This is a genomic window from Rodentibacter trehalosifermentans, assembly GCF_002000545.1.
Lineage (GTDB): Bacteria > Pseudomonadota > Gammaproteobacteria > Enterobacterales > Pasteurellaceae > Rodentibacter > Rodentibacter trehalosifermentans.
In genome coordinates this window covers 1-20290 of the sequence record NZ_MLHL01000028.1, presented here as the reverse complement: position 1 = coordinate 20290, position 20290 = coordinate 1, and the positions used below count along the sequence as shown (strand labels likewise).

Sequence of the window (20290 nt, the reverse complement as noted above, 5' to 3'; positions counted from 1 at the left end):
AAACAAAGTGCGGTCAAAATTTAAGTGATTTTACGGTATAATTTTGTGCGTTTTTGCAAAAAGGGGAAAAAAATGTCAAAAGCGGAAATTTTAGTCATCAAAATAGGGGAGGTTGCCTCGCTAACCTTTGCAGACGGCTCTACCTATGAAAGTGCCATCCGTAAACAGCCTGTGCCTTCAGTCAAAATCCATAAACTTGGCGCCTATGGCAACGATGTGGGATTAAAAAAGCATCATGGCGGTGTGGATAAAGCCCTGTTTTTTATGTCTGATGTGTCATTTACTGCACTCAATGAATTATTAGGTGAAGATTTTTCCTACACCGGTACGGCAATTTATGGTGAAAATTTTGTGGTATCCGGCTTTGATGAGGATTCCGTTTGTGTGGGGGATTGTTTTAAAATTGGCACAGCCCTTTTAGAAGTCTCCCAACCACGCAAACCTTGTGAACGTCTTTCTAAAAACACCAACAATCCCGAAACCCAAAAAACGATATATCGTTCAGGTTGGACCGGCTGGTATGTGCGGGTCGTTGAAGAAGGGGAAATCACACAAGGCGATAAATTACAATTACAAAGCAGACCTTATCCACATCTCACTATTCGCCACTTAAATCAGTTATTATCTGGCAATCCGACAAAGGAAGAATTAGAACAGGCGTTAGCCATTGAAGAATTAGCTGAGGCATTTAAACGTTCTCTGAACTCACAATTAAGTAAAATAAAGGCACCCGAAAATGACCTCTAAAACGACCGCACTTTGCCCTTGCCAATCTGCCAAAAATTATGGTGATTGTTGTGGTATATTTCATCATAACCAAGCCTTACCGGAAACCGCAGAACAACTGATGCGTTCACGTTATTGTGCCTATGTATTGAAAAACATTCCCTATATTGTGGAAACCACTGTGCCCAATCAACAACCCCACTTAAATGTTCAAGCCTTACAAAATTGGGCAGACAATACACAATGGCTTGGCTTACAAATTCTGAAAACAGAACCCCTCATAAAAAGCCACAGTGCGGTGGAGTTTAATGCCCTTTTTCAAGGCAAGAAGGGAGAGCAATCCCACCAAGAGCGGTCTATTTTTGTCAATATTGGTGGGCGTTGGTATTTTATTGATCCCACCGTGCCTTTACCGACAATGAAACAGCCTTGTGTTTGTGGTTCGGGTAAAAAATTTAAACATTGCTGTGGAGCGTGGTTATGACAATTTTCACTTTCTTTAAACAATTTTGGCGGCGCTTTAATGAAAATAAATTAACGCAGGCGGCAGGCTCGCTCACTTACAGCACAACGTTGGCCATTGTGCCGTTAATTATGGTGATTTTTTCTATTTTTTCCGCCTTTCCTGTGTTTAATGAGGTTACCGGTGCATTAAAAGAATTTATTTTCACCAATTTCGCCCCTTCTGCCGGTGATGTGGTAGGTCAATATATTGATGAATTTGTGAACAACTCTAAGCAAATGAGTGCGGTGGGTATTGTGAGTTTAATTGCCGTGGCGTTAATGTTGATCAATTCCATTGATCGCACCTTAAACGGCATTTGGCAAGATAGCAGCTCACGCCCGATTTTTACCTCCTTTGCGATTTATTGGCTAATTTTAACTTTAGGACCTTTGCTTATCGGTACAAGCATTGCCGCCAGTGCCTATATAAAAACGGTGTTTGAAACCTCAGAACATCTCTCATTTGGGTTAAAACTGCTTAGTTTTGTGCCTTTTCTTTCTACTTGGTTTATTTTCACCGTGCTTTATATGGTCGTACCCAATAAGAAAGTTAGTATCAAACATTCTGCCGCCGGTGCACTCATTGCTGCGGTATTTTTCACTTTGGGAAAACAAGCCTTTACTTGGTATATCGTGACCTTTCCCTCTTATCAATTGATTTACGGTGCAATGGCAACCCTACCGATTATGTTGCTCTGGATCCAACTAAGCTGGACAGTGGTATTAATTGGGGCTCAACTTGCCGCCGTATTAGAAGAAATCAAACAACAAAAGTGCGGTTAAAAAATCAAATAAATGAAGGAAATACCATGATTGCATTAATACAACGTGTAACACAGGCTCGTGTAGAGGTAAACGGTGAAACCATCGGGCAAATCGGCAAAGGATTATTAGTATTGCTCGGCGTGGAAAAAGAGGATGACCGCGCGAAAGCGGATAAACTTGCCGAAAAAGTGTTAAATTACCGAATTTTTAGCGATGAAAACGACAAAATGAATTTGAATGTTCAGCAAGCGGGGGGAGCATTGTTGGTGGTATCCCAATTTACCTTAGCGGCAGATACGCAAAAAGGCTTACGCCCCAGTTTTTCTAAAGGGGCGGATCCTGCCTTAGCGAATGAACTTTACGAGTATTTCTCGCAAAAATGTGCTGAAAAAATTCCCGTAGAAAACGGATGTTTTGCAGCTGATATGCAAGTCAGCCTCACCAATGACGGCCCGGTCACCTTTTGGTTAAGGGTGTAACAATATGAACAATTATTCCATTGGCAAGGTTGCCTTTTGTGACCAACACAACCTCAAACAAATAGATAACTTACTTGAGCAAGAGGGCATTCGCCGGGATCCTAACTTAGATTATCTGTGTGCGATGTTTGATGAAGATTTCAATATCATCGCCACAGGCGGCTGTTTTAATGATACTTTGCGTTGTTTAGCCGTATCGAAAAACCATCAGGGTGAAGGATTAATGAACCAAATTCTCACCCATTTGATTCATATCCAAATGGAACGGGGCAACGCCCATCTATTTCTCTATACAAAATGTGAATCTGCAAAATTTTTCCAAGACCTCGGCTTTCGGGAAATTGTTCGCATACCCGACCACATTGTTTTTATGGAAAATAAACGCCATGGTTTTGATGAGTATTTAGCAAACCTACAAACTAAACACCAACAAAGTGCGGTCAAAAATAAGGGGATTTTCATCCCCTCAAACATTTAAAATCCCGCTTGTTTTTCTAATTGTTCCACCAGCGCTTCATCTAAGCCGAGCGCAGAAGCAAGATTGGCAAGGAAAATAATCTCTTTGCGGGATAAATCCTTACTCACCAAGCGTGCCGCAAGATAAACATTTGCAGCAAGAGCAGTATCATTCCCAACTTGGCGTGCAATCTCATCCACACTAATCGGATTTACCATTTCTTGCTCAATCCATTGTGCCAATTCTCCGTTATCACCAATTTCATTAGCAATGGTTTGTTTTTCATCTTCCGTAATATCGCCATCTGCTGCCGCTGCGGCAATCATTGTGCGCAAAATCAAGGCACTTGCCTCTTGCTGGGAAGTGGAATTTAAGACATCAAAATCATTAGCCGACATCGCCGGTTGGCTTTGTTGGGATTTTTTATAATTTTGATAGGCCTGATAAGCCAAGTTACCCAACACGGCCAATGAGCCTAATTTTGCCAAGCTTGCGCCACCGGAACGCCCTAAGATCATTGACAAAATACCGGTAATCGCTGCGCCACCGCCCACTTTGGTGATATTATCCAAAGTGGGGTTACCGGTTTGCAAATTGCTCGCTGAGTTTTTCGCCATGTTGACGACTTGATTTAAAATTTGATTAAAATCCATAAATTGTTCCTTTTTGTGATGAAAATCGTTTTATAGACCAAATTTTTGCGGAAAAATTCCCAAAAACTAACCACTCTTTCGTCAATTTTATTGACTAGATAAAAGATTCCATTATAGTTAAAGCCTTTTTCATTTTTTAACAGGAACAATTTATGGCACAATCTGCTCCAAAGCGCGAGACCTTTTCCGGTCGTAAAGCGTTTATTCTCGCTGCGATTGGCTCAGCCGTTGGTTTGGGCAATATTTGGCGTTTTCCTTATACCACCTACGAAAATGGCGGTGGTGCATTTATTATTCCCTACCTTATCGCACTGCTAACCGCAGGGATTCCTTTGTTATTTTTAGACTATGCGATTGGGCATCGTCACCGTGGGGGGGCCCCTTTATCCTATCGCCGCTTCAGCCCACATTTTGAAGTGTTTGGCTGGTGGCAAGTGATGGTCAATGTCATCATCGGTCTCTATTACGCCGTCGTGTTAGGCTGGGCGGCAAGTTATACCTACTTTTCTATCAACGGTGCATGGGGTGATAAACCCATCGATTTTTTCATTGGTGAATTTCTAAAAATGGGCGATATTGCCAATGGTGTAAGTTTTGAATTTGTTGGAATGGTTACCGGCCCGTTAATTGCCGTTTGGGTGATTGCCTTAGGTGTGCTTTCCATGGGAATTCAAAAAGGGATTGCAAAATCTTCCTCCATTCTTATGCCCGTTCTTGTGGTCATGTTTATCGCCCTCGTGGTTTACTCCCTCTTTTTACCGGGTGCAGAAAAAGGGTTAAATGCCCTGTTCACACCGGATTGGTCAAAACTTTCCAACCCTAGTGTGTGGATTGCGGCTTATGGTCAAATTTTCTTCTCGCTTTCTATCTGTTTCGGGATTATGGTGACTTACGCCTCCTACCTGAAAAAAGAATCCGATCTTACCGGCAGTGGTTTAGTGGTTGGTTTTGCAAACAGTAGCTTTGAAGTGTTAGCCGGTATCGGCGTGTTTGCCGCATTAGGTTTCATCGCCACCGCACAAGGACAAGAAGTGAGCGAAGTAGCAAAAGGCGGGATTGGCTTAGCCTTCTTCGCTTTCCCAACGATTATCAACAAAGCCCCATTTGGCGAAGTGCTTGGTGTGCTGTTCTTCGGTTCGCTCACTTTTGCCGCACTTACTTCATTTATCTCCGTGATTGAAGTTATTATCTCGGCAATTCAAGACAAACTTCGTATTCGCCGTGCAAAAGTGACCTTTATCGTTGGCGTACCAATGATGTTTGTTTCCGTCATTTTATTCGGTACCACAACCGGCTTACCAATGCTTGATGTATTTGATAAATTCGTCAACTATTTCGGTATCGTTGCTGTAGCCTTCGTTTCTCTCGTTGCAATTGTCTCAAATGAAAAGCTGGGTTTATTGGGCAATCACTTAAACGAAACCTCCTCTTTCAAAGTCGGCTTTTTCTGGCGCTTATGTATCGTACTCACCACCGGTATCCTCGCCTTTATGCTATTCAGTGAAGGCGCCAAAGTCTTCTCTGAAGGTTACGAAGGCTATCCAAGCTGGTTTGTGAATATTTTTGGTTGGGGAATGGCAATTAGCTTACTCATTGTTGCCTTTATCCTTTCCCGTTTGAAATGGAAAAGCGAAACCCAATTAACCTTAGAATCAAAAGGAGAATAAAATGAGCGCAAGTGCAATTACTATGATGATCATAGCCCTTGGCGTAATCTGGGGTGGTTTCTTATTCGCCCTCCTTCGATTACCGGAAGAGAAATAAAGAAAAAATAACGAAATTATCAACCGCACTTTTCAAAAAGTGCGGTTATTTTTTTCAGTATTATGTAAATGTTGCTCAAAAAAAATGTAGGTACGCCAGCGTAACGTCCCTACATCTCGTTGGAAATGATTGTTTTGTGCATTTTTTATATAATGCTACAAAATAATCTTAAACCAACCTCACTTTCTTAACTATTGGGAAAATTTCACTTCCTGCACAATGCGCTTTGCCATAGCGATGGGTAATTGCCCGATAAAGATTATTTCCTTGTCACCAACCACTTCACTATACAGGGTATATTCTCCCTGTTTCCACGTTTGATCTTGATTCGTTTGTTGGGTTTCTGCTTTAGTGACATATAAAGTAAAAGTAAACAACCCGTCACTAAATAACACACTGTCAATCACTTCGTCTTCAAATAAATCTTGGCTTTGACGAACTTTTGCAAACCCGTTTGGCAACCAGCCAGCCTGCCAATTAAGGGATGCCGCTATATTTTGTGCTTCGTTTAATAGGGGCGGGGTTGAAACCTTATTTAAATAGTCCGTTAATCCTTTAAGACGATCATCAATATAAAGGGTCACTACACGGAATTGATCCAATAATTTACCCTCACGATCAAGCATATCACTGCGAAGCAGTAAACCGTTTTCTTCATCTACAAACACCACATATTGATAGCGAAAATCATCTTTTGGTACGATGCGAACGGTATCCGTAAAACGACCAGCTACCCGATTTTTTCCCAACATAATAAAATTATAGTTTTCCGCCAATTTATCAAAATTGCTACGAATCACCGATGGCTGAGCATCAACGATACTGCCGCTATTGAGCGTAAAAGCGCGGGATCCCAGCTGAAAATAACTAACTAAATTATCACGTTGAATAATTTCTTGCTGCTCCCCGTCAAGAGTTACCAATTGGGCATAGGTTTTGTTATCCCGTTTAATATGGCGATAACGAAAAGAATCCATATTGGTCGGCGAAGTTTGCACAAAGGCAATCTCATAATTGAGATGATTTACCGCCTGCACCATTTTTTCTAAAATTTGTTTTGGCGTGATCTCTTCCGCTGAAGAAGAAATACTTAACAGCGCAGAAAATAAAAGTGCGGTCAGTTTTAAAGTTATTTTTTTCATAAACTTTTAATTCATAAAAAATTCACCACGTCATCAAAGATTCGTGGTGAATGGTTTTACGTTTATTCAAGGATTATTTTACCTGATTATTACCGATACTTAGTGAATCGGCATGCATACGGCGTTGCAATTCGTAGTTTTGCAACATTGCCCCAATACGACGATTTTTTTGTTCCATTTGATCGGCTTTTGCAACATCTTTAGTCGGTGCATTATAGCTGACTTCTTGGACGGAATTATTGAAAGGTAGCGTTTGCAAAACCGGTGTTTCCGGTGCGTTGTTCACATCGGTTTTCGCATTAAAGGATTGAACGCCAAGGACTGCCACCAAGCATACGCCTGCCGCCACGGCTATTTGTGCGACCGGCGCGAAGAAAGATTTAAATTTACGCATAAACGGCAAGTTTTTCACCTCTTCAACGGTTGGTTGAGATTCAGTGATTGTTACCTTTTCAATAGTTTCATTTTCAATTAGCTCCGCCATCTTCGCCGTAAAATCCGCCCCTAAAATAACCGCACTTTCTTTCCGAATGACTGCCCTTGCCATATGATAAGCAGCCCAAGATTGGCACAAAGATTCATCATTACACAATTTTTTTGTAAACAAGCCATCGATTTGCTCGCCATCCATATAGGCTGAAAGTTGCTCTTTTTGCATATTAAACTCCAACTTTATTCTAACGTTGCATAAGCGGTTGTATTTTGTTTTCGATAATTTCACGCGCACGGAAAATTCGAGAACGCACAGTGCCTACGGGACAATCCATAATTTGTGCGATATCTTCGTAGCTTAAACCTTCCAATTCACGAAGTGTAATCGCCGTTTTGAGTTCTTCCGGCATATTATGAATCGTATCAAATACGATTTTTTCCAACTCACCGGACAACATTTCGTTTTCCGGGGTATCCACATCACGGAGATGGGTTCCCACATCATAGCTTTCTGCATCTTCTGCCAAAATATCTTCGCTCGGTGGACGACGCCCCTGCGCCGTTAAATAATTTTTCGCCGTATTCACGGCAATTCGATATAGCCAAGTGTAGAACGCACTATCGCCTCGGAAAGATTCAATGGAACGATAGGCTTTTATAAAGGATTCCTGCACAACATCAGGAATGTCATTACGCGGCACATAACGGGTAAGCAACCCCGCCACTTTATTTTGATAACGCGAAACCAACAAATTAAAGGCTTTTTTATCGCCTTGCTGTACCCTTTCTACCAAAGCTTGATCCGTTAGCTGTTCAGCCATATTTCTCCTAATACTATGTCTAACACGCCTTAATATTCAAGACATCAAGCTCTCACTTGCTTTTTCTGACATAAGCGAGTTTAAAAAGTTCAAAGGTTAAAAAATAAATTTAAACGGTGGGCATTTTTTGTATCGTCTGGATATATTCCACCATTTTTTGCAATTCGGCATCCTCAGCCTTGCCTCGGTTAAAAAACCAAGAGAAAAGTTGCAAATCTGTGCAGGCAAGTAAACGAATAAACTGATCTTTTTGATTATCACTAAGCTGATCAAAATGCTGTTTGTAAAACGGCATAATGATATTATCCAATTCCAACATTCCCCGGCGACAATCCCATTCGATACGAAGTTTGTTATATTTTTCCATTTTTTCCTCATTAAAAGAGCGGTCAAATTTTTCAACGATTTTGGGCTTTGAAACAGTAGGGACACACGTAGTGTGCCCCTACATTTTTTATTGTGTGAATTTACAACATAATGCTGAAAATACCTGAAAAACCAACCGCACTTTAAGTTGATTATTCCGTTGTTTTCGGTTTAATCAGCGCATAAATCACACCGGTTACTAATGCACCGGCAGCAATTGCCGCTAAATAACGCAGTGGTTCAGAAACAAATGGGATCACAAATAAACCACCGTGCGGTGCTTGTAATGTGATATCTGATGCCATGGAAATCGCCCCAGCCGTTGCCCCACCTATCACAGAACTGACAATCACACGAATAGGATCGGCTGCAACAAAAGGCAATGCCCCTTCAGAAATAAAACAAAGCCCTAATACAAAAGAGGCTTTGCCCGCATCCCGTTGGTTAGCGGTAAATTTATTACGGGCAATCCAAGTGGCTATCGCCATACCAATAGGTGGCACCATACCTGCCGCCATCGCTGCCGCCATCGGGGTGTAAACCTGTGAGGCAATCATCCCCACCGAGAAAGTATAAGCTGCTTTGTTTACCGGACCGCCCATATCAATACACATCATCGCACCAATGAGCGTTCCTAATACAATGGCATTCACCTCACCCATGGATTTTAACCATTCGCTCAACGCATTCATCACCTGCGAAACAGGGGGATTAATCACATAAATCATCGCCAAGCCCACAATCAATGAGCCTAACAGCGGTAAAATTAAAATCGGTTTTAGGGAAGTTAAACTTGCCGGTAATCTAATAGCAAAATTTAGCCCTTTCACCACATAACCGGCAAGGAAACCTGCAACGATACCGCCTAAAATCCCGGCACCGGCAGTGGTGGCAAGCATACCGCCAATTAACCCCACTGCAAGCCCCGGGCGATCAGCAATGGAAAAGGCGACATAACTGGCAAATACCGCAATCATTAAATGGAAGGCTGCACCACCGCCAATATCCATCAAGGCTTTTGGTAAGCCGTGGAAAATGGTTTCGTCTTTAAAGGCTTCAATCCCGAACATAAATGAAATGGCGATTAATAATCCCCCTGCCACCACTAATGGCAACATATGGGATACGCCGGTCATCAAATGTTTGTAAATGCCTTTTTTCTCGCCGCTTTCCTCAGCATTTGCCGTTTTAGCATTACCGCCTTCAAAAATTTTGGCTTCTTTGAAGGCTTTATCAAATTCCTGTGCGGTTTTCTTCAAAGCAAGCCCGGTGGAAGTGCGATACATCGGTTTACCTTTGAATTTATCCAACGGCACATCAATATCCGCCGCCACAAAAACCAAATCTGCCGCCGCCACTTCTTCTGCGGTGATCTCATTACCGGCACCCACCTGCCCCCGGGTTTCCACTTTCACATTCCAGCCTTGCTTTTTGGCATAGGCTTCAATGGCTTCTGCGGACATAAAAGTATGCGCCACACCTGTTGGGCAAGCGGTCACGGCAACAATATTTCTCACATTGGAAACACCACCGAAATTCACCGCACTTTCAGGTACAACATAGTCTGTTGCACTGATCTGTGCCTTTTCAAGGGTGGCTTCCGGTGCATTCATCACCGCATCTTCGCTCACCAAATAGACTTTTTTCCCCACAAAAGCGGCGTTGTTGGGTAATTGATTTCCCACAACCAAAACCACATCAGCCTCAGCGGCATTTTCCGCTAAAGACACATTCGCTTTCTGTGCCGCAACACGAAGTACTTCGTGTAATAAATAGTTTTTGGCATTGCCCAGGTGATTTGATTGGGCTAAAAATAACATCATTTTATTATCCTTTAATTTCTGTAATCTTCACTTGGTTTAAAATTGGGTCAAGTAATGTCGGATCGCTTACCCCCACATTACTTTGCGATACGGCAAAGGCGGAAACCGCACTGGCAAAGGCTAAGGTTTCTGATTTTGATAAACCTTTCTCAATGCCATAAATGAGCCCAGCCACCATGGAATCACCCGCACCCACAGTGCTAACGACATTTTCACATTTTGGCGGTTGGGCTTTTATTACCCCCTCGTGATTAATCCATAAGGATCCCTCTGCTCCCATGGAAATGATCACATTTTCAATACCTTGTGCTTTTAACTGCTGTGCAGCACGGATAATCTCTTCTTCCGTATTCAGTACATGCCCAATCCAACTTTCCAATTCCCGATGATTCGGTTTCACCAACCAAGGATGAGCTTTCAAACCGGCATTCAGCGCGGCATTGCTCGTATCTAACACTACTTTTATGCCTTCTTGATGCAATTGATTTAACCAGTCGGCAAACAATTCCGGTGTAACACCACGTGGTAAGCTACCGCACACAGCAACAATATCGTAATCCAAGCAATAGGCTAAAGAATCAGCGGCAAATTGTTGCCAAGCCTGAGGGGTGATTTCATAACCCAGAAAATTGAGATCCGTGACATCTGCTTTGGTCTCCGTAATTTTGACATTAATACGGGTTTTACCGGCAACTCGGTGGAATTTATCTTCTAAGCCTTGTTTTTTGAACATTTGCTCAAAATCACCGGCGTTGTCTTCACCAAGGAATCCGCCCACGGCAACATCAATGCCTAAATCTTTCAGCACTTTCGCCACGTTAATACCTTTGCCCGCAGGGAAAAGCCCAAGGGTTTCCACGGTATTGACTTCGCCTAATTCTATGCGTGATAAGCGGCCGACCAAATCATAGGCGGTATTGAGCGTAATAGTTGCTACCTTTGCCATGATTATTCCCCTTTCCCTTCACCAAGACCGGATTCAATGGCAGCACGGATGCCTTCAATGGCTTCTTTGGCTTGCTCACCCGTCGCTACAAAGCGTAATCGGGAACCTTTCACTACGCCTAACGCCACAATTTTCATTAAACTTTTCGCACTGACCAGTTGAGAATCACGATCCAAATTTTGCACCGCAACCGAGGCATTATATTTTTTCACTTCATTGACCAACACCGCACTCGGACGGGCGTGTAAGCCGTGTTCATTATGAATTACAAATACCGCCTCAATCGCATCGGAAGGTAAACCGCTCTCTTCCGCAGTCTCCGGCGTATGGGTTTTGTCGCCCATCACTTCAATCGTATCCGGTTCTGTCGGCGGCACGGAAGAAACATTTTCGCCTAAACCTTCGGCAATGGCTTTAGCAAGGCTTTCAATGGCTTGTTTGGCATCTTCCCCTTCCGCTACAAAACGTAAGCGATGACCTTGTGTCACTCCGAGTGCAACAATTTTCATCAGGCTTTTCGCACTCACTGTCTCACTGCCACGGGTAATATTTTGTACGGTAATTTTTGATGCGAATTTTTTCACTTCATTCACCAATACGGCACTCGGACGGGCGTGCAAGCCGTGTTCGTTACGAATAGTAAACGTTCCCACCACAGCATTTGCCGTTTGTGTCACCTGCGTTTTGTCGGAAACCGCAACTTCACCGCCTAAAAGTGCGGTCAAAATTTCACTGGAATTTCCGTTTAACAATGCCGTTTGCACGTTTTCTTCCAATAAACGGGTTAATACCGGATTGATAACATCATTAACCGCAGAAACAGTAATCACCCCTTTCACCGGTTTACCATTATGATTAAAAATGGTTTTGGCACGGCTGAACGCCAAGGCATTTTTCACATTGCCGGTCACGGCATCCGTTACCCACAATCCTTTACCCAACGGCAAGGCGGCATTGCCAATCACTTCAGAAACAAAGCGGTTTTCCACCGCACTTTGTGCCTGTAATTGTCCCGCATTTATTGCCACTAAGGTGAGCAAACTTGAGGTATCTACATCCAAACGAATATTTTCTTTAGGAATAGTGAAATCTTCCGTACTTTCGCCCATTAAAATCGCACGAAATTCTGCCACATCAGTAAGTGTAGCTAATTTTTCTGCGGTGTCTTCATCTCCAAGCACGTGGGTTAATTGACGTAATAACGCCAAATGTTCATCAGAACGTGCTGCAATACCAATCACCACATAGGCAACATTGCCTTCACCCCATTCAATGCCTTTTGGAAATTGGAGTACCTGCACGCCGGTTTTTTTCACCTTATCACGGGTTTCCAACGTACCGTGTGGAATGGCGATACCGTTCCCCAAAAAGGTGGAGGTTTGCTGTTCACGCGCCAACATTCCTTGTAAATAGCCCGATTCTACGTTGCCGGCGGTTTCCAATGCACCGGCTGCCATTTCAATTGCCTGCTGTTTGGTTTCAGCATAAGCATTCAAATGAATGTTGCTTTCCGAAAGTTCTAACATTCTTACTCCTTAGTCTAAGATTTAGAAAAAGAAAAACTGCTGATGAAACAATCCATCAACAGTTTGATTGATTTAACGGGTTGTACAAACCTTTAACAGAGTATCACTCCCTTTTGCGATATAGTCATCGTCTTCACTGCGGACTTTGCCTTTTTTCAAATCACGCATCGCATCATAAATCCCTTGGGTGATACTCGGTGGATCTAATTTTTGCCAACAATCTTGGCTTAGACGATTAAAGTTAGCCTGTAATGCTTCGGCATGTAATACACCACTGTAATAAGCATACACATCGGAATCGTGCCCACCGGTATAAAGCTTGTCTTGAATTTGCTTAATCGGCACTAAAATACGCCCCAAGTACCAATCATTTGCACCACTGGCAAAATTATCTACATAGAAATTTTCATTCACTCGACCCTTATAAGTCGCCACCGTTGCCTCATAAGCCGATGCATAAGATTTTTGATCAATTCTGTCTTTATCCAAATTAATCACTTTTTTATCACTATCCATAAAAGGAATATAGGACGTTATGGAAGAACAAGCGGTTAAAATAATAGAAAACAACAAGATTGAGATTTTTTTTAACATAATCATTCCTTTTATTAGGGTCTGAAATTGATCGCCGCCATTATACTGGCTATGGGGGATTACGCAAGAAAAGCACCTGGCTATTCACTTTCTTTCACTAAAGACACCAAAATTTGGTCAATTTTAAAATTTTCCGTGTCAATCACTTCAAATTTATATTTATCATAGTTCACAAAATCCGTTTTTTTCGGGATTTTACGTAACATATACATCATAAATCCACTAATGGTTTCATAATTTTCTTCATCAGGGAAAGATTCAATATCCAACGCCCGCATCACATCTTCAAGGGGCGTTGCCCCATCAATCAGCCAAGAATGTTCATCACGGCTGACGATTTGTTCTTCTTCACTGGAAACCAATTCCCCCATCACAATACTCATCACATCATTAAGGGTGACAATGCCTACCACCAAAGCATATTCATTGACGATAATAGCAAAATCTTCACCGGTCGATTTAAACAGTTCCAACACTTCATAAAGGGAAAGGGTGTCAGGTACAAACAGGGATTTGCGTAATAATTTGGGATCCGTTAATGACACATCGGTATTTTGCAAATACATTGTCAGCAAGGTGTGCGATTCCACATAGCCTAAAATTTTATCCAACCCATTATCACAAATGACGATTTTAGAGTGGGAATCACGAGAAAGGGTATCCATGACTTCTTGGCGGCTAAAAGTGCGGTCTAAATACACAATGTTTTCACGGGTTGTCATGGTGGAGGTAACGGTACGTTCCTGCATATCAAAAATATTTTCAATCAAATAATGCTGTTGGGTTTTCAGCACCCCCGCTTCTGCTCCAGCCTCAACAACAGCTACAATATCTTCTGGGGTCATATTGTCATCCCGCAAGGTTGACACACCAAACAGCTTGAAAAGTAAATTTGATAATCCATCAAATACCCAAACAATGGGTTTTAGCAAAAAAATCAGCACTTGCATAATGCCGACAGTACGCAATGCGACAGCTTCTGGATTAATCAATGCAAGGCGTTTCGGCATTAAATCCGCCAAAAGAATAAAAGAGCAGGTTACAAGCAAAAAAGCCATCCAAGAGGCAGCAGAATCAACCCAAGCTTCCTGAAAATATCCGCTTAAAAAATGCTGTAAATGAACACTCAAGTTGGCTTCGCCAATCATCCCACCGAGTACGGCAACCATATTTAAGCCAATTTGCACCACGGTAATAAAACGCCCCGGTTGCTCTTGTAATTTCAATACTTGGGCGGCTTTATGGTTCCCTTCATTGGCCATATTTTGTAATTTGATACGGCGGGCACCGGCAAGGGAAATCTCCGCAGATGAAACAATAGCACTAATAATAATTAACACGACTATGACTAAAATCGCTGAAAATAAACTCATAATATTCTCGTAAACTTGATGGGGTTTCGTGGACACATTATATGTATCCACTTATAACATATTGAAATAATTTGATTTTATAATGGACACACGCAGTGTGTCCCTACATTATTATTGAAAATAATCGTTATTTTTGACCGCACTTTTCGCACTTTTAAGGAAATAAAACCTTAATTTTCGCTGTCAAACCAGCCTCGGATGAATTGAATGGAGAGGAATAATGTTATCAGTAAAAAGGCATAAAACACCCAAGATAAAATCGGGTGGCTTGGTGTGACATCTCCGCTAATTTCTTTCACCGAAACTGCATTACGGAACTCATCAAACATGGTCAGACGCCAACCATAGTATTTGATTTGCACCAGTTTATTTTCATTTCCCATGGCTTGGGCTTGTGCCTGTAAATTGGCTGAACCAAATTTAAAATAGAAAGGAAAGCCCCAACGGGTATCTTCGTTGCGGTAAACCATAATTTTCCCTTCATCATTTTGTGTATTAATGTAATAGACATCGCGCGTTGGGCCATCTGCCGGATTGGATTTGGTAATCGGGCCGTCTTTATCTACACGTTTTACTTCCACGCCGGTGACGCGAGTCACATCATAATGGGGGAAAACATAATTCACCACGGAAAACATAAAACCGTGGAAAGCAAAGACGACTAAAAATAGAAAATATTTAAAAAATTTACGCATTAGGCTTTCTCTCTTGAATATTGTGTATTTATTGTACATTAATTTTAAATAAACGCTCGAAATTTTGTGTGGTGATTTGGGCAAACTCTTCCACCGCCAGCCCTTTTAACGCCGCCACATATTCACATACTTCCCTTGTGTATGCCGGTTGATTTTCTTTGCCCCGATAAGGCACCGGTGCAAGATAAGGCGAATCCGTTTCCACTAATAAGCGATCGAGTGGTACATAACGAATGGCTTCACGAATAGCCTCGGCATTTTTAAAGGTAATAATGCCGGAACAAGAAATATAAAACCCTAAATCTAACGCTTTTTTCGCAAAATCTAAGGTTTCGGTAAAACAATGGATCACCCCACCGCAGTTTTCCGCTTGATTTTCACGCAACAAAGAAATCGTATCATCGCCTGCTGATCGGGTATGAATAATCACCGGTTTATTGAGTTGGTTGGCAATGTGAATTTGATCGGCAAATATGGCTTGCTGTGCCGCTTTATTCTCCGCACTGTAATAATAATCCAAGCCAATTTCACCAATGGCGATGACTTTTTTATCTTGCGCTAAACGCAGCAAGCGTTCACTATCATAGGGTTCTTCTTCAAAATCCAAGGGGTGCACACCGCAGGCCAATGAGATATTGTCAAACTCTTTTAATTGTTCATAGGTTTTTTCAAATCGGCTTAATGTGACCCCAATGGCGAGCAGATGTTTCACCTCCCGCTCATAGGCTTTTTCCACCACATCGGCAATATTTTTGTGCAAATTATCATAATCCAAAGCATCTAAATGACAATGGGAATCAACGATAAACATAGCGTATTATTTCCTTATTTTTCAAAAACTTCTGTGATAAGTTTGGTCAAACCGTCTAACAGTATTAATTCGACATTCACCCCATTAATTGAACATAAATCTAACCGCACTTTTTGCATGATTTGAATCGCTTGCAACAAACCGAGTGCCGTTTGCTCATCACTGAATTGTTCAACACCACGCATTAAGTCCGTCACTTGGCGATGCCCATTAATAGCAAGTTTATGTTTTAGGCTATCGGCAAGAAAGGCTAAAATCCAATCCAGTTGGCGGAGGTAGTGCTCTTTGTCAAACAAAGGAAGAAGCTCTAAAGGGGAGCGTCGACGGTAAAAACGCCAAAACTGACGGAGAAAATCTTTCCGCTGTTCAATTAACCCTTGCTGTAATACCGCTAAAGCCAACAAGGGACGGCCTAACCCCATTGAAAGCGCAGTAGAAATATCCTGTTTTTCTGCCTCACATTGTGTTTGTAGCCAAGACTGTGCCATTTCCTTTGGGGGGAGTGGTAAATTCCAAACCTGACAACGGCTGTAAATTGTTGCTAACAAACTTGCAGCGCTATCTGCTTGCAATAAAAAATAGGTATTTGGGCGAGGCTCTTCCAAAGTTTTAAGCAGGGCATTAGCGGCGGCCTCCGTTAAGCGTTCAGCCCCTTTCACATAAATGGCTTTATTGCCGTTTTGCTGGGCGTGCTGTGCCACAATTTCATTAATTTCACGCACTTGATCCACGCCGATATCCTTGTCTTCTATCGGGCTTAATTCGTGGTAATCTGGGTGAGTGTTCGCCTGCATTAAATGACAAGCATGACAGTGCCCACAAGGTGATGTCTGTTGAGGCGAAAGGCACATAATACGCTGAGAAAGGGCTTCAAAGAGCCGCTCTACACCTAACCCCGAATCAGATTTGATAAGTAAGGCATGATGCCCCAAACCTTGTGAAAAAGTTTGGGCTATTTTTGCATAAAGAGGCGTAAGCCAAGGATAAAGTGCGGTCATTTTTCGATATGTTTCCACCAATTTTTCACCGCCGTTTCAATATCAGCCCGCACTTGTTCAATACTTTGTTCGGCGTTAATAATGACAGCTTTGGGATTATCTTTGACTAATTCCAAATAACGTGCTCGGGTACGGTGAAAAAAATCAAGGTTCATTTGTTCAATACGATCTAACTCACCCCGCCCACGGGCACGGGCTAGCCCTACTTTCGGATCAATATCTAAATAAAGGGTGAGATCCGGCTCAAAATCCCCTAAAACCGTTTCTTTTAAGGTTTTCATAAAATGCGGATCAAGCTGACGTCCCCCACCTTGATAAGCCTGTGATGACATATCGTGACGATCGCCTACTACCCATTTTCCTTGACTGAGTGCCGGTTTAATCACATTTTCCACTAATTGAATCCGAGCGGCATAAAGCATCAATAATTCCGCTTTATCGGTGACCGGTTCTTCCGTTTCGTGTTTTATCAGCTGACGTAATTTTTCCGCCAAAGGGGTGCCTCCGGGTTCACGGGTAAACAGCACATCACAAATCCCCAATTCATTTAATAGCTTCACCACAGATTGATGGGCAGTACTTTTTCCTGCCCCTTCTAACCCTTCAATGACAATAAACTTTCCGCTCATCTTATTTTCCATTCTTTTGGCTACGATACCAACGCAAATAATCTTGCACCGCTTTGTTGTGTTCGTTCAGATTACGACTGAATTTATGCCCACCGCTGCCATCTGCCACAAAATAATAAAAATCCGTTTTTTCAGGATGTGCGACTGCTTGTAACGCACTTTCACTCACCATTGCAATGGGGGTTGGCGGTAATCCTTCAATCACATAGGTATTATAAGGCGTTGGGGTTTCCAAATCTTTTTTGCGAATATTTCCCTGATAATCTTCCCCCATACCATAAATAACGGTAGGATCGGTTTGTAACTTCATTTTCGCATGAAGACGATTAATAAATACCGAGGCCACTTTTGCCCGTTCTGCAGCAATCCCTGTTTCTTTTTCTACAATAGAAGCCAACACTAACATCTCGTGAGGATTGGCTAACGGAAGATTTTCATCACGTTCATTCCATGCTTTATCCAACGCGTTTTTCAACCGTTCGGCAGCACGTTGCAGTAACGCTAAATCCGTTGAATTTGGGGTGTAATTATAGGTATCCGGATATAACCAACCATCAAGATTTTGGTATTGCTCAATATTTTTTACAAAATGGGGAATATTAAGTAAATTAAAAATTTCCTGATCCGTCTTATCTTTTAATGTTTGAACTAAATGTGGGGCATTTTCGAGGTTTTTTCGCCATTCTTTAAAGGTTTTTCCCTCAATAAATTGCACATTAAATTGAACCTCTTTTCCCGAATTAAGAAGCGTTAAAAGATCAGCTAGAGTGTGAATGCCATTTAAAGAATAGACCCCCGCTTTAATTTTATTAAGATCCGGTTTTAATTTTAATAAATAGGGGAGAAGTTGCGCATTATCGATCAATTTTTCTTGCTCAAAAAGTGCGGCCAATTTTTTGCCTGTTGTACCACGCTCAACAATCAGCAGCTGATCCGGTTGTGCATTGATGCTTTCTTGCTGAAAAGCCATGAGTTTTTGGTAGCCCCAAAATCCGCCCCCCATAGCAATCAGCAGAACAATAAATAAGCAAATAAAAAATTTTTTCATCATTCATTAAACTAAATATAAAAACAATAAAAGGGGCAAAACGCCCCTCTCATACGAAATATGAATTTATTGATTAAAATACTGGATATCTGCTGTCTTACGCAAGGCTTTTACCCAATCTTTAGTCGCATCTTGTAACTGGCTATTTACAATTTTCTCGTAGGCTTTTTGACGGTAGGCATCTTCTGTACGATCCCCATCACGCGTTCCGGTTACTTCTAAAATATGCCAACCAAACTCCGATTTAAAAGGCGCAGAAATCACACCCGGTTTCGTGGTTTGTACCGCTTTTGCAAAAGGCCCTACATAGGCTTCAGGGAAAACATAGCCTAAACTTCCGCCATTAGCGCCGGATAAATAATCTTTAGAATATTTTAATGCGGCATCAGCAAAGCTCATTTTACCGGCGATAATATCCGAACGAATTTGATTAAGCTCTGCTTTTGCTTGTGCATCATTTAACAATGGATTGAGTTTTAACAGGATGTGGCGAACTTCATATTCTTTACCGGTCACTTTTTTCTCTGTACCACTTGCTTTTGCTTCATTCAACATTTTTTCACCAAGGGCATCCACTTCTTCACGAGTAACTTGAATACTGTTACTAATGGCATGATTACGCACCCCGGACATCATCATTTGATTAGCAATTTGTTGTTTAAAGGCTTTAAGGGAAATACCTTGATAATCCAGTGCATCTAAAAATTGCCCGTAAGTTAAACCATTTCTCGCGGCGATGTCTTCCACAATTCTATCAATCTCGCGTGGATTAATTTTTATGCCGGATTCTTGAATGGCTTTTTGCACTAAAATATCATCAATCACTTTATCCAAAGCCGCTTGATAATTCCCCTTTTTCCCCATAGCTGAACGCACTTGGCTTTCCAATACCGGCACACCATTGACCGTTGCAACAACCCGTTCTGCAGCATGAATAGAGGAAAATGCGAATACGCCTAATAGCGTAATAAAAAAAGATTTTAATCCTAATTTTTTCATCTTTATGGTTCTTCAAATAAGTCAATAACCTTCGTTAGAGTATCAATTTTAAACAAGGTTCACAATAGCTTGGGATTATTTTGATAATAAGGCGACTTCATTGCATCCATCATATTTTTGCGTGCGAACTTGAATTTTTTCTTCACGGCTGGTTGGCAAATTTTTACCCACATAATCTGCCCGAATAGGTAGTTCCCGATGCCCACGGTCAACAAAAATCACCAATTCAATTTTAGCTGCCCGCCCAAAATCCGTAAGGGCATCCATCGCTGCACGAATGGTTCGCCCGGTAAACAAAACATCATCTACCAAAATCACCGATTTATCTTTGATATTGAGATATTGTGATGCACCACGATATACAGGCATACCATCTTCAGGCTCAATATGCTGTAAATCATCACGATAAAAGGTGATATCCAATTCCATTGAAGGCAGTGTGATGTTCACTAAATCTGCAATTTTCCCTTTAATTAAATCAGCAATTTCTGCACCACGACGTTTAATGCCTACCATCACAACATTATCTAAGCTTGTGTGTTTTTCAATAATTTCATGGGAGATACGAGAAATGGTACGATGAAACTGGTTTTCATCAATAATAATTTTTTCCATAATTCATCCAAATATACGGCAAAACGACCCGTAAAATACCACAAAAATAACAGAAGTTTAATCGGTTTATGAAAGCGCCTAGAAACAAAAAGTGCGGTTAAATTTATGATCTGACCCCAAAAAG

24 protein-coding genes are annotated in these 20290 nt (G+C 41.7%); 7 read left to right on the top strand and 17 right to left on the bottom strand.

What is annotated here, in order from left to right; genetic code table 11:
* The first annotated feature begins 72 nt into the window (after positions 1 to 72).
* Genes BKK52_RS05865 through BKK52_RS05845 form a run of 5 tightly spaced genes read left to right on the top strand, consistent with a single transcriptional unit; the run spans position 73 to position 2952 of the window.
* Positions 73 to 747 carry an MOSC domain-containing protein gene (locus tag BKK52_RS05865; RefSeq protein WP_077478223.1) on the top strand — a complete coding sequence of 225 codons (675 nt, stop codon included), beginning with the start codon at positions 73 to 75 and terminating at the stop codon, positions 745 to 747.
* On the top strand, positions 737 to 1210 hold the full coding sequence (locus BKK52_RS05860; RefSeq protein ID WP_077478221.1) for a YchJ family protein: 474 nt from the start codon (positions 737 to 739) through the stop codon (positions 1208 to 1210). Before BKK52_RS05865 ends, BKK52_RS05860 begins: the two co-directional genes overlap by 11 nt.
* Positions 1207 to 2013, top strand: a complete 807-nt coding sequence (locus tag BKK52_RS05855) for a virulence factor BrkB family protein (RefSeq protein ID WP_077478219.1) — start codon at positions 1207 to 1209, stop codon at positions 2011 to 2013. The genes BKK52_RS05860 and BKK52_RS05855 overlap by 4 nt, the downstream gene beginning before the upstream one ends.
* Before the next feature lie 26 nt (positions 2014 to 2039).
* Positions 2040 to 2474 (top strand): D-aminoacyl-tRNA deacylase, encoded by a 435-nt coding sequence (dtd, locus tag BKK52_RS05850; protein WP_077478218.1) that lies wholly within the window; start codon positions 2040 to 2042, stop codon positions 2472 to 2474.
* 4 nt (positions 2475 to 2478) lie between these two features.
* A complete protein-coding gene (locus tag BKK52_RS05845) occupies positions 2479 to 2952 on the top strand; it encodes a GNAT family N-acetyltransferase (RefSeq protein WP_122983415.1) in 474 nt (157 codons plus the stop codon).
* Here BKK52_RS05845 and BKK52_RS05840 read toward each other — a convergent pair.
* A complete protein-coding gene (locus tag BKK52_RS05840) occupies positions 2949 to 3584 on the bottom strand; it encodes a tellurite resistance TerB family protein (protein ID WP_077419928.1) in 636 nt (211 codons plus the stop codon). The genes BKK52_RS05845 and BKK52_RS05840 overlap by 4 nt on opposite strands.
* Positions 3585 to 3736: 152 nt before the next feature.
* Here BKK52_RS05840 and BKK52_RS05835 point away from each other — a divergent pair, with 152 nt between their 5' ends.
* Together BKK52_RS05835 and BKK52_RS13325 are read left to right on the top strand one after the other, a co-directional pair.
* Positions 3737 to 5251 carry a sodium-dependent transporter gene (locus BKK52_RS05835; RefSeq protein ID WP_077478216.1) on the top strand — a complete coding sequence of 505 codons (1515 nt, stop codon included), beginning with the start codon at positions 3737 to 3739 and terminating at the stop codon, positions 5249 to 5251.
* Position 5252: 1 nt separating this feature from the next.
* Positions 5253 to 5348 carry a methionine/alanine import family NSS transporter small subunit gene (locus BKK52_RS13325; protein ID WP_122983414.1) on the top strand — a complete coding sequence of 32 codons (96 nt, stop codon included), beginning with the start codon at positions 5253 to 5255 and terminating at the stop codon, positions 5346 to 5348.
* A gap of 191 nt (positions 5349 to 5539) precedes the next feature.
* Here BKK52_RS13325 and rseB read toward each other — a convergent pair whose 3' ends face one another.
* The 16 genes from rseB to pyrR form a co-directional block, all read right to left on the bottom strand.
* Positions 5540 to 6490: a sigma-E factor regulatory protein RseB gene (gene rseB, locus BKK52_RS05830; protein WP_077478214.1), complete on the bottom strand. Its 951-nt coding sequence runs from the start codon at positions 6488 to 6490 to the stop codon at positions 5540 to 5542.
* Between the two features lie 73 nt (positions 6491 to 6563).
* A complete protein-coding gene (locus tag BKK52_RS05825) occupies positions 6564 to 7148 on the bottom strand; it encodes a sigma-E factor negative regulatory protein (protein WP_077419932.1) in 585 nt (194 codons plus the stop codon).
* Positions 7149 to 7167: 19 nt separating this feature from the next.
* A complete protein-coding gene (rpoE, locus tag BKK52_RS05820; protein WP_077419933.1) occupies positions 7168 to 7743 on the bottom strand; it encodes an RNA polymerase sigma factor RpoE in 576 nt (191 codons plus the stop codon).
* Between the two features lie 109 nt (positions 7744 to 7852).
* Positions 7853 to 8110 (bottom strand): FAD assembly factor SdhE, encoded by a 258-nt coding sequence (locus tag BKK52_RS05815; protein WP_077419934.1) that lies wholly within the window; start codon positions 8108 to 8110, stop codon positions 7853 to 7855.
* Positions 8111 to 8261: 151 nt separating this feature from the next.
* Entirely contained in the window at positions 8262 to 9932 is a 1671-nt protein-coding gene (locus BKK52_RS05810; protein WP_077419935.1) for a fructose-specific PTS transporter subunit EIIC, read from the bottom strand.
* 4 nt (positions 9933 to 9936) lie between these two features.
* A complete protein-coding gene (gene fruK, locus BKK52_RS05805; protein WP_077478212.1) occupies positions 9937 to 10878 on the bottom strand; it encodes a 1-phosphofructokinase in 942 nt (313 codons plus the stop codon).
* Positions 10879 to 10880: 2 nt separating this feature from the next.
* The gene (gene fruB / locus BKK52_RS05800; RefSeq protein WP_077478210.1) at positions 10881 to 12404 is read right to left on the bottom strand and encodes a fused PTS fructose transporter subunit IIA/HPr protein; all 1524 of its coding nucleotides are present in this window, start codon (positions 12402 to 12404) and stop codon (positions 10881 to 10883) included.
* Positions 12405 to 12476: 72 nt separating this feature from the next.
* Positions 12477 to 12998, bottom strand: coding sequence for a hypothetical protein (locus tag BKK52_RS05795; RefSeq protein WP_077473713.1), 522 nt, complete (start codon positions 12996 to 12998; stop codon positions 12477 to 12479).
* 80 nt (positions 12999 to 13078) lie between these two features.
* Positions 13079 to 14371 (bottom strand): polyamine export protein PaeA, encoded by a 1293-nt coding sequence (gene paeA / locus BKK52_RS05790; protein WP_077419939.1) that lies wholly within the window; start codon positions 14369 to 14371, stop codon positions 13079 to 13081.
* A 170-nt stretch (positions 14372 to 14541) separates the two neighbouring features.
* The gene (locus BKK52_RS05785) at positions 14542 to 15066 is read right to left on the bottom strand and encodes a DUF1523 family protein (protein WP_077419940.1); all 525 of its coding nucleotides are present in this window, start codon (positions 15064 to 15066) and stop codon (positions 14542 to 14544) included.
* A gap of 28 nt (positions 15067 to 15094) precedes the next feature.
* Entirely contained in the window at positions 15095 to 15877 is a 783-nt protein-coding gene (locus tag BKK52_RS05780) for a YchF/TatD family DNA exonuclease (protein WP_077419941.1), read from the bottom strand.
* Positions 15878 to 15891: 14 nt separating this feature from the next.
* Positions 15892 to 16875 carry a DNA polymerase III subunit delta' gene (locus BKK52_RS05775; RefSeq protein WP_077478208.1) on the bottom strand — a complete coding sequence of 328 codons (984 nt, stop codon included), beginning with the start codon at positions 16873 to 16875 and terminating at the stop codon, positions 15892 to 15894.
* Positions 16872 to 17504, bottom strand: a complete 633-nt coding sequence (gene tmk / locus BKK52_RS05770; protein ID WP_077473712.1) for a dTMP kinase — start codon at positions 17502 to 17504, stop codon at positions 16872 to 16874. Before tmk ends, BKK52_RS05775 begins: the two co-directional genes overlap by 4 nt.
* A 1-nt stretch (position 17505) precedes the next feature.
* Complete coding sequence (mltG, locus tag BKK52_RS05765; protein ID WP_077473711.1) at positions 17506 to 18552, bottom strand: endolytic transglycosylase MltG; 1047 nt, start codon at positions 18550 to 18552, stop codon at positions 17506 to 17508.
* A gap of 66 nt (positions 18553 to 18618) precedes the next feature.
* Entirely contained in the window at positions 18619 to 19551 is a 933-nt protein-coding gene (locus tag BKK52_RS05760) for a peptidylprolyl isomerase (RefSeq protein ID WP_077478207.1), read from the bottom strand.
* A gap of 75 nt (positions 19552 to 19626) precedes the next feature.
* On the bottom strand, positions 19627 to 20166 hold the full coding sequence (pyrR, locus tag BKK52_RS05755; RefSeq protein WP_077473709.1) for a bifunctional pyr operon transcriptional regulator/uracil phosphoribosyltransferase PyrR: 540 nt from the start codon (positions 20164 to 20166) through the stop codon (positions 19627 to 19629).
* Between the last annotated feature and the right edge of the window lie 124 nt (positions 20167 to 20290).

Excerpts from the sequence above, each read along its gene's own strand:
- dtd (WP_077478218.1), top strand. The coding sequence starts at position 2,040 with ATGATTGCATTAATACAACGTGTAACACAGGCTCGTGTAGAGGTAAAC.
- BKK52_RS05775 (WP_077478208.1), bottom strand. The coding sequence starts at position 16,875 with ATGACCGCACTTTATCCTTGGCTTACGCCTCTTTATGCAAAAATAGCC.
- paeA (WP_077419939.1), bottom strand. The coding sequence starts at position 14,371 with ATGAGTTTATTTTCAGCGATTTTAGTCATAGTCGTGTTAATTATTATT.
- BKK52_RS05845 (WP_122983415.1), top strand. The coding sequence starts at position 2,479 with ATGAACAATTATTCCATTGGCAAGGTTGCCTTTTGTGACCAACACAAC.
- BKK52_RS05795 (WP_077473713.1), bottom strand. The coding sequence starts at position 12,998 with ATGTTAAAAAAAATCTCAATCTTGTTGTTTTCTATTATTTTAACCGCT.
- BKK52_RS05840 (WP_077419928.1), bottom strand. The coding sequence starts at position 3,584 with ATGGATTTTAATCAAATTTTAAATCAAGTCGTCAACATGGCGAAAAAC.
- BKK52_RS05860 (WP_077478221.1), top strand. The coding sequence starts at position 737 with ATGACCTCTAAAACGACCGCACTTTGCCCTTGCCAATCTGCCAAAAAT.
- BKK52_RS05760 (WP_077478207.1), bottom strand. The coding sequence starts at position 19,551 with ATGAAAAAATTAGGATTAAAATCTTTTTTTATTACGCTATTAGGCGTA.
- BKK52_RS05780 (WP_077419941.1), bottom strand. The coding sequence starts at position 15,877 with ATGTTTATCGTTGATTCCCATTGTCATTTAGATGCTTTGGATTATGAT.
- BKK52_RS05825 (WP_077419932.1), bottom strand. The coding sequence starts at position 7,148 with ATGCAAAAAGAGCAACTTTCAGCCTATATGGATGGCGAGCAAATCGAT.
- BKK52_RS13325 (WP_122983414.1), top strand. The coding sequence starts at position 5,253 with ATGAGCGCAAGTGCAATTACTATGATGATCATAGCCCTTGGCGTAATC.
- BKK52_RS05785 (WP_077419940.1), bottom strand. The coding sequence starts at position 15,066 with ATGCGTAAATTTTTTAAATATTTTCTATTTTTAGTCGTCTTTGCTTTC.
- rseB (WP_077478214.1), bottom strand. The coding sequence starts at position 6,490 with ATGAAAAAAATAACTTTAAAACTGACCGCACTTTTATTTTCTGCGCTG.
- BKK52_RS05815 (WP_077419934.1), bottom strand. The coding sequence starts at position 8,110 with ATGGAAAAATATAACAAACTTCGTATCGAATGGGATTGTCGCCGGGGA.
- tmk (WP_077473712.1), bottom strand. The coding sequence starts at position 17,504 with ATGAGCGGAAAGTTTATTGTCATTGAAGGGTTAGAAGGGGCAGGAAAA.
- BKK52_RS05810 (WP_077419935.1), bottom strand. The coding sequence starts at position 9,932 with ATGATGTTATTTTTAGCCCAATCAAATCACCTGGGCAATGCCAAAAAC.
- fruB (WP_077478210.1), bottom strand. The coding sequence starts at position 12,404 with ATGTTAGAACTTTCGGAAAGCAACATTCATTTGAATGCTTATGCTGAA.
- pyrR (WP_077473709.1), bottom strand. The coding sequence starts at position 20,166 with ATGGAAAAAATTATTATTGATGAAAACCAGTTTCATCGTACCATTTCT.
- mltG (WP_077473711.1), bottom strand. The coding sequence starts at position 18,552 with ATGAAAAAATTTTTTATTTGCTTATTTATTGTTCTGCTGATTGCTATG.
- BKK52_RS05835 (WP_077478216.1), top strand. The coding sequence starts at position 3,737 with ATGGCACAATCTGCTCCAAAGCGCGAGACCTTTTCCGGTCGTAAAGCG.
- BKK52_RS05855 (WP_077478219.1), top strand. The coding sequence starts at position 1,207 with ATGACAATTTTCACTTTCTTTAAACAATTTTGGCGGCGCTTTAATGAA.
- fruK (WP_077478212.1), bottom strand. The coding sequence starts at position 10,878 with ATGGCAAAGGTAGCAACTATTACGCTCAATACCGCCTATGATTTGGTC.
- BKK52_RS05865 (WP_077478223.1), top strand. The coding sequence starts at position 73 with ATGTCAAAAGCGGAAATTTTAGTCATCAAAATAGGGGAGGTTGCCTCG.
- rpoE (WP_077419933.1), bottom strand. The coding sequence starts at position 7,743 with ATGGCTGAACAGCTAACGGATCAAGCTTTGGTAGAAAGGGTACAGCAA.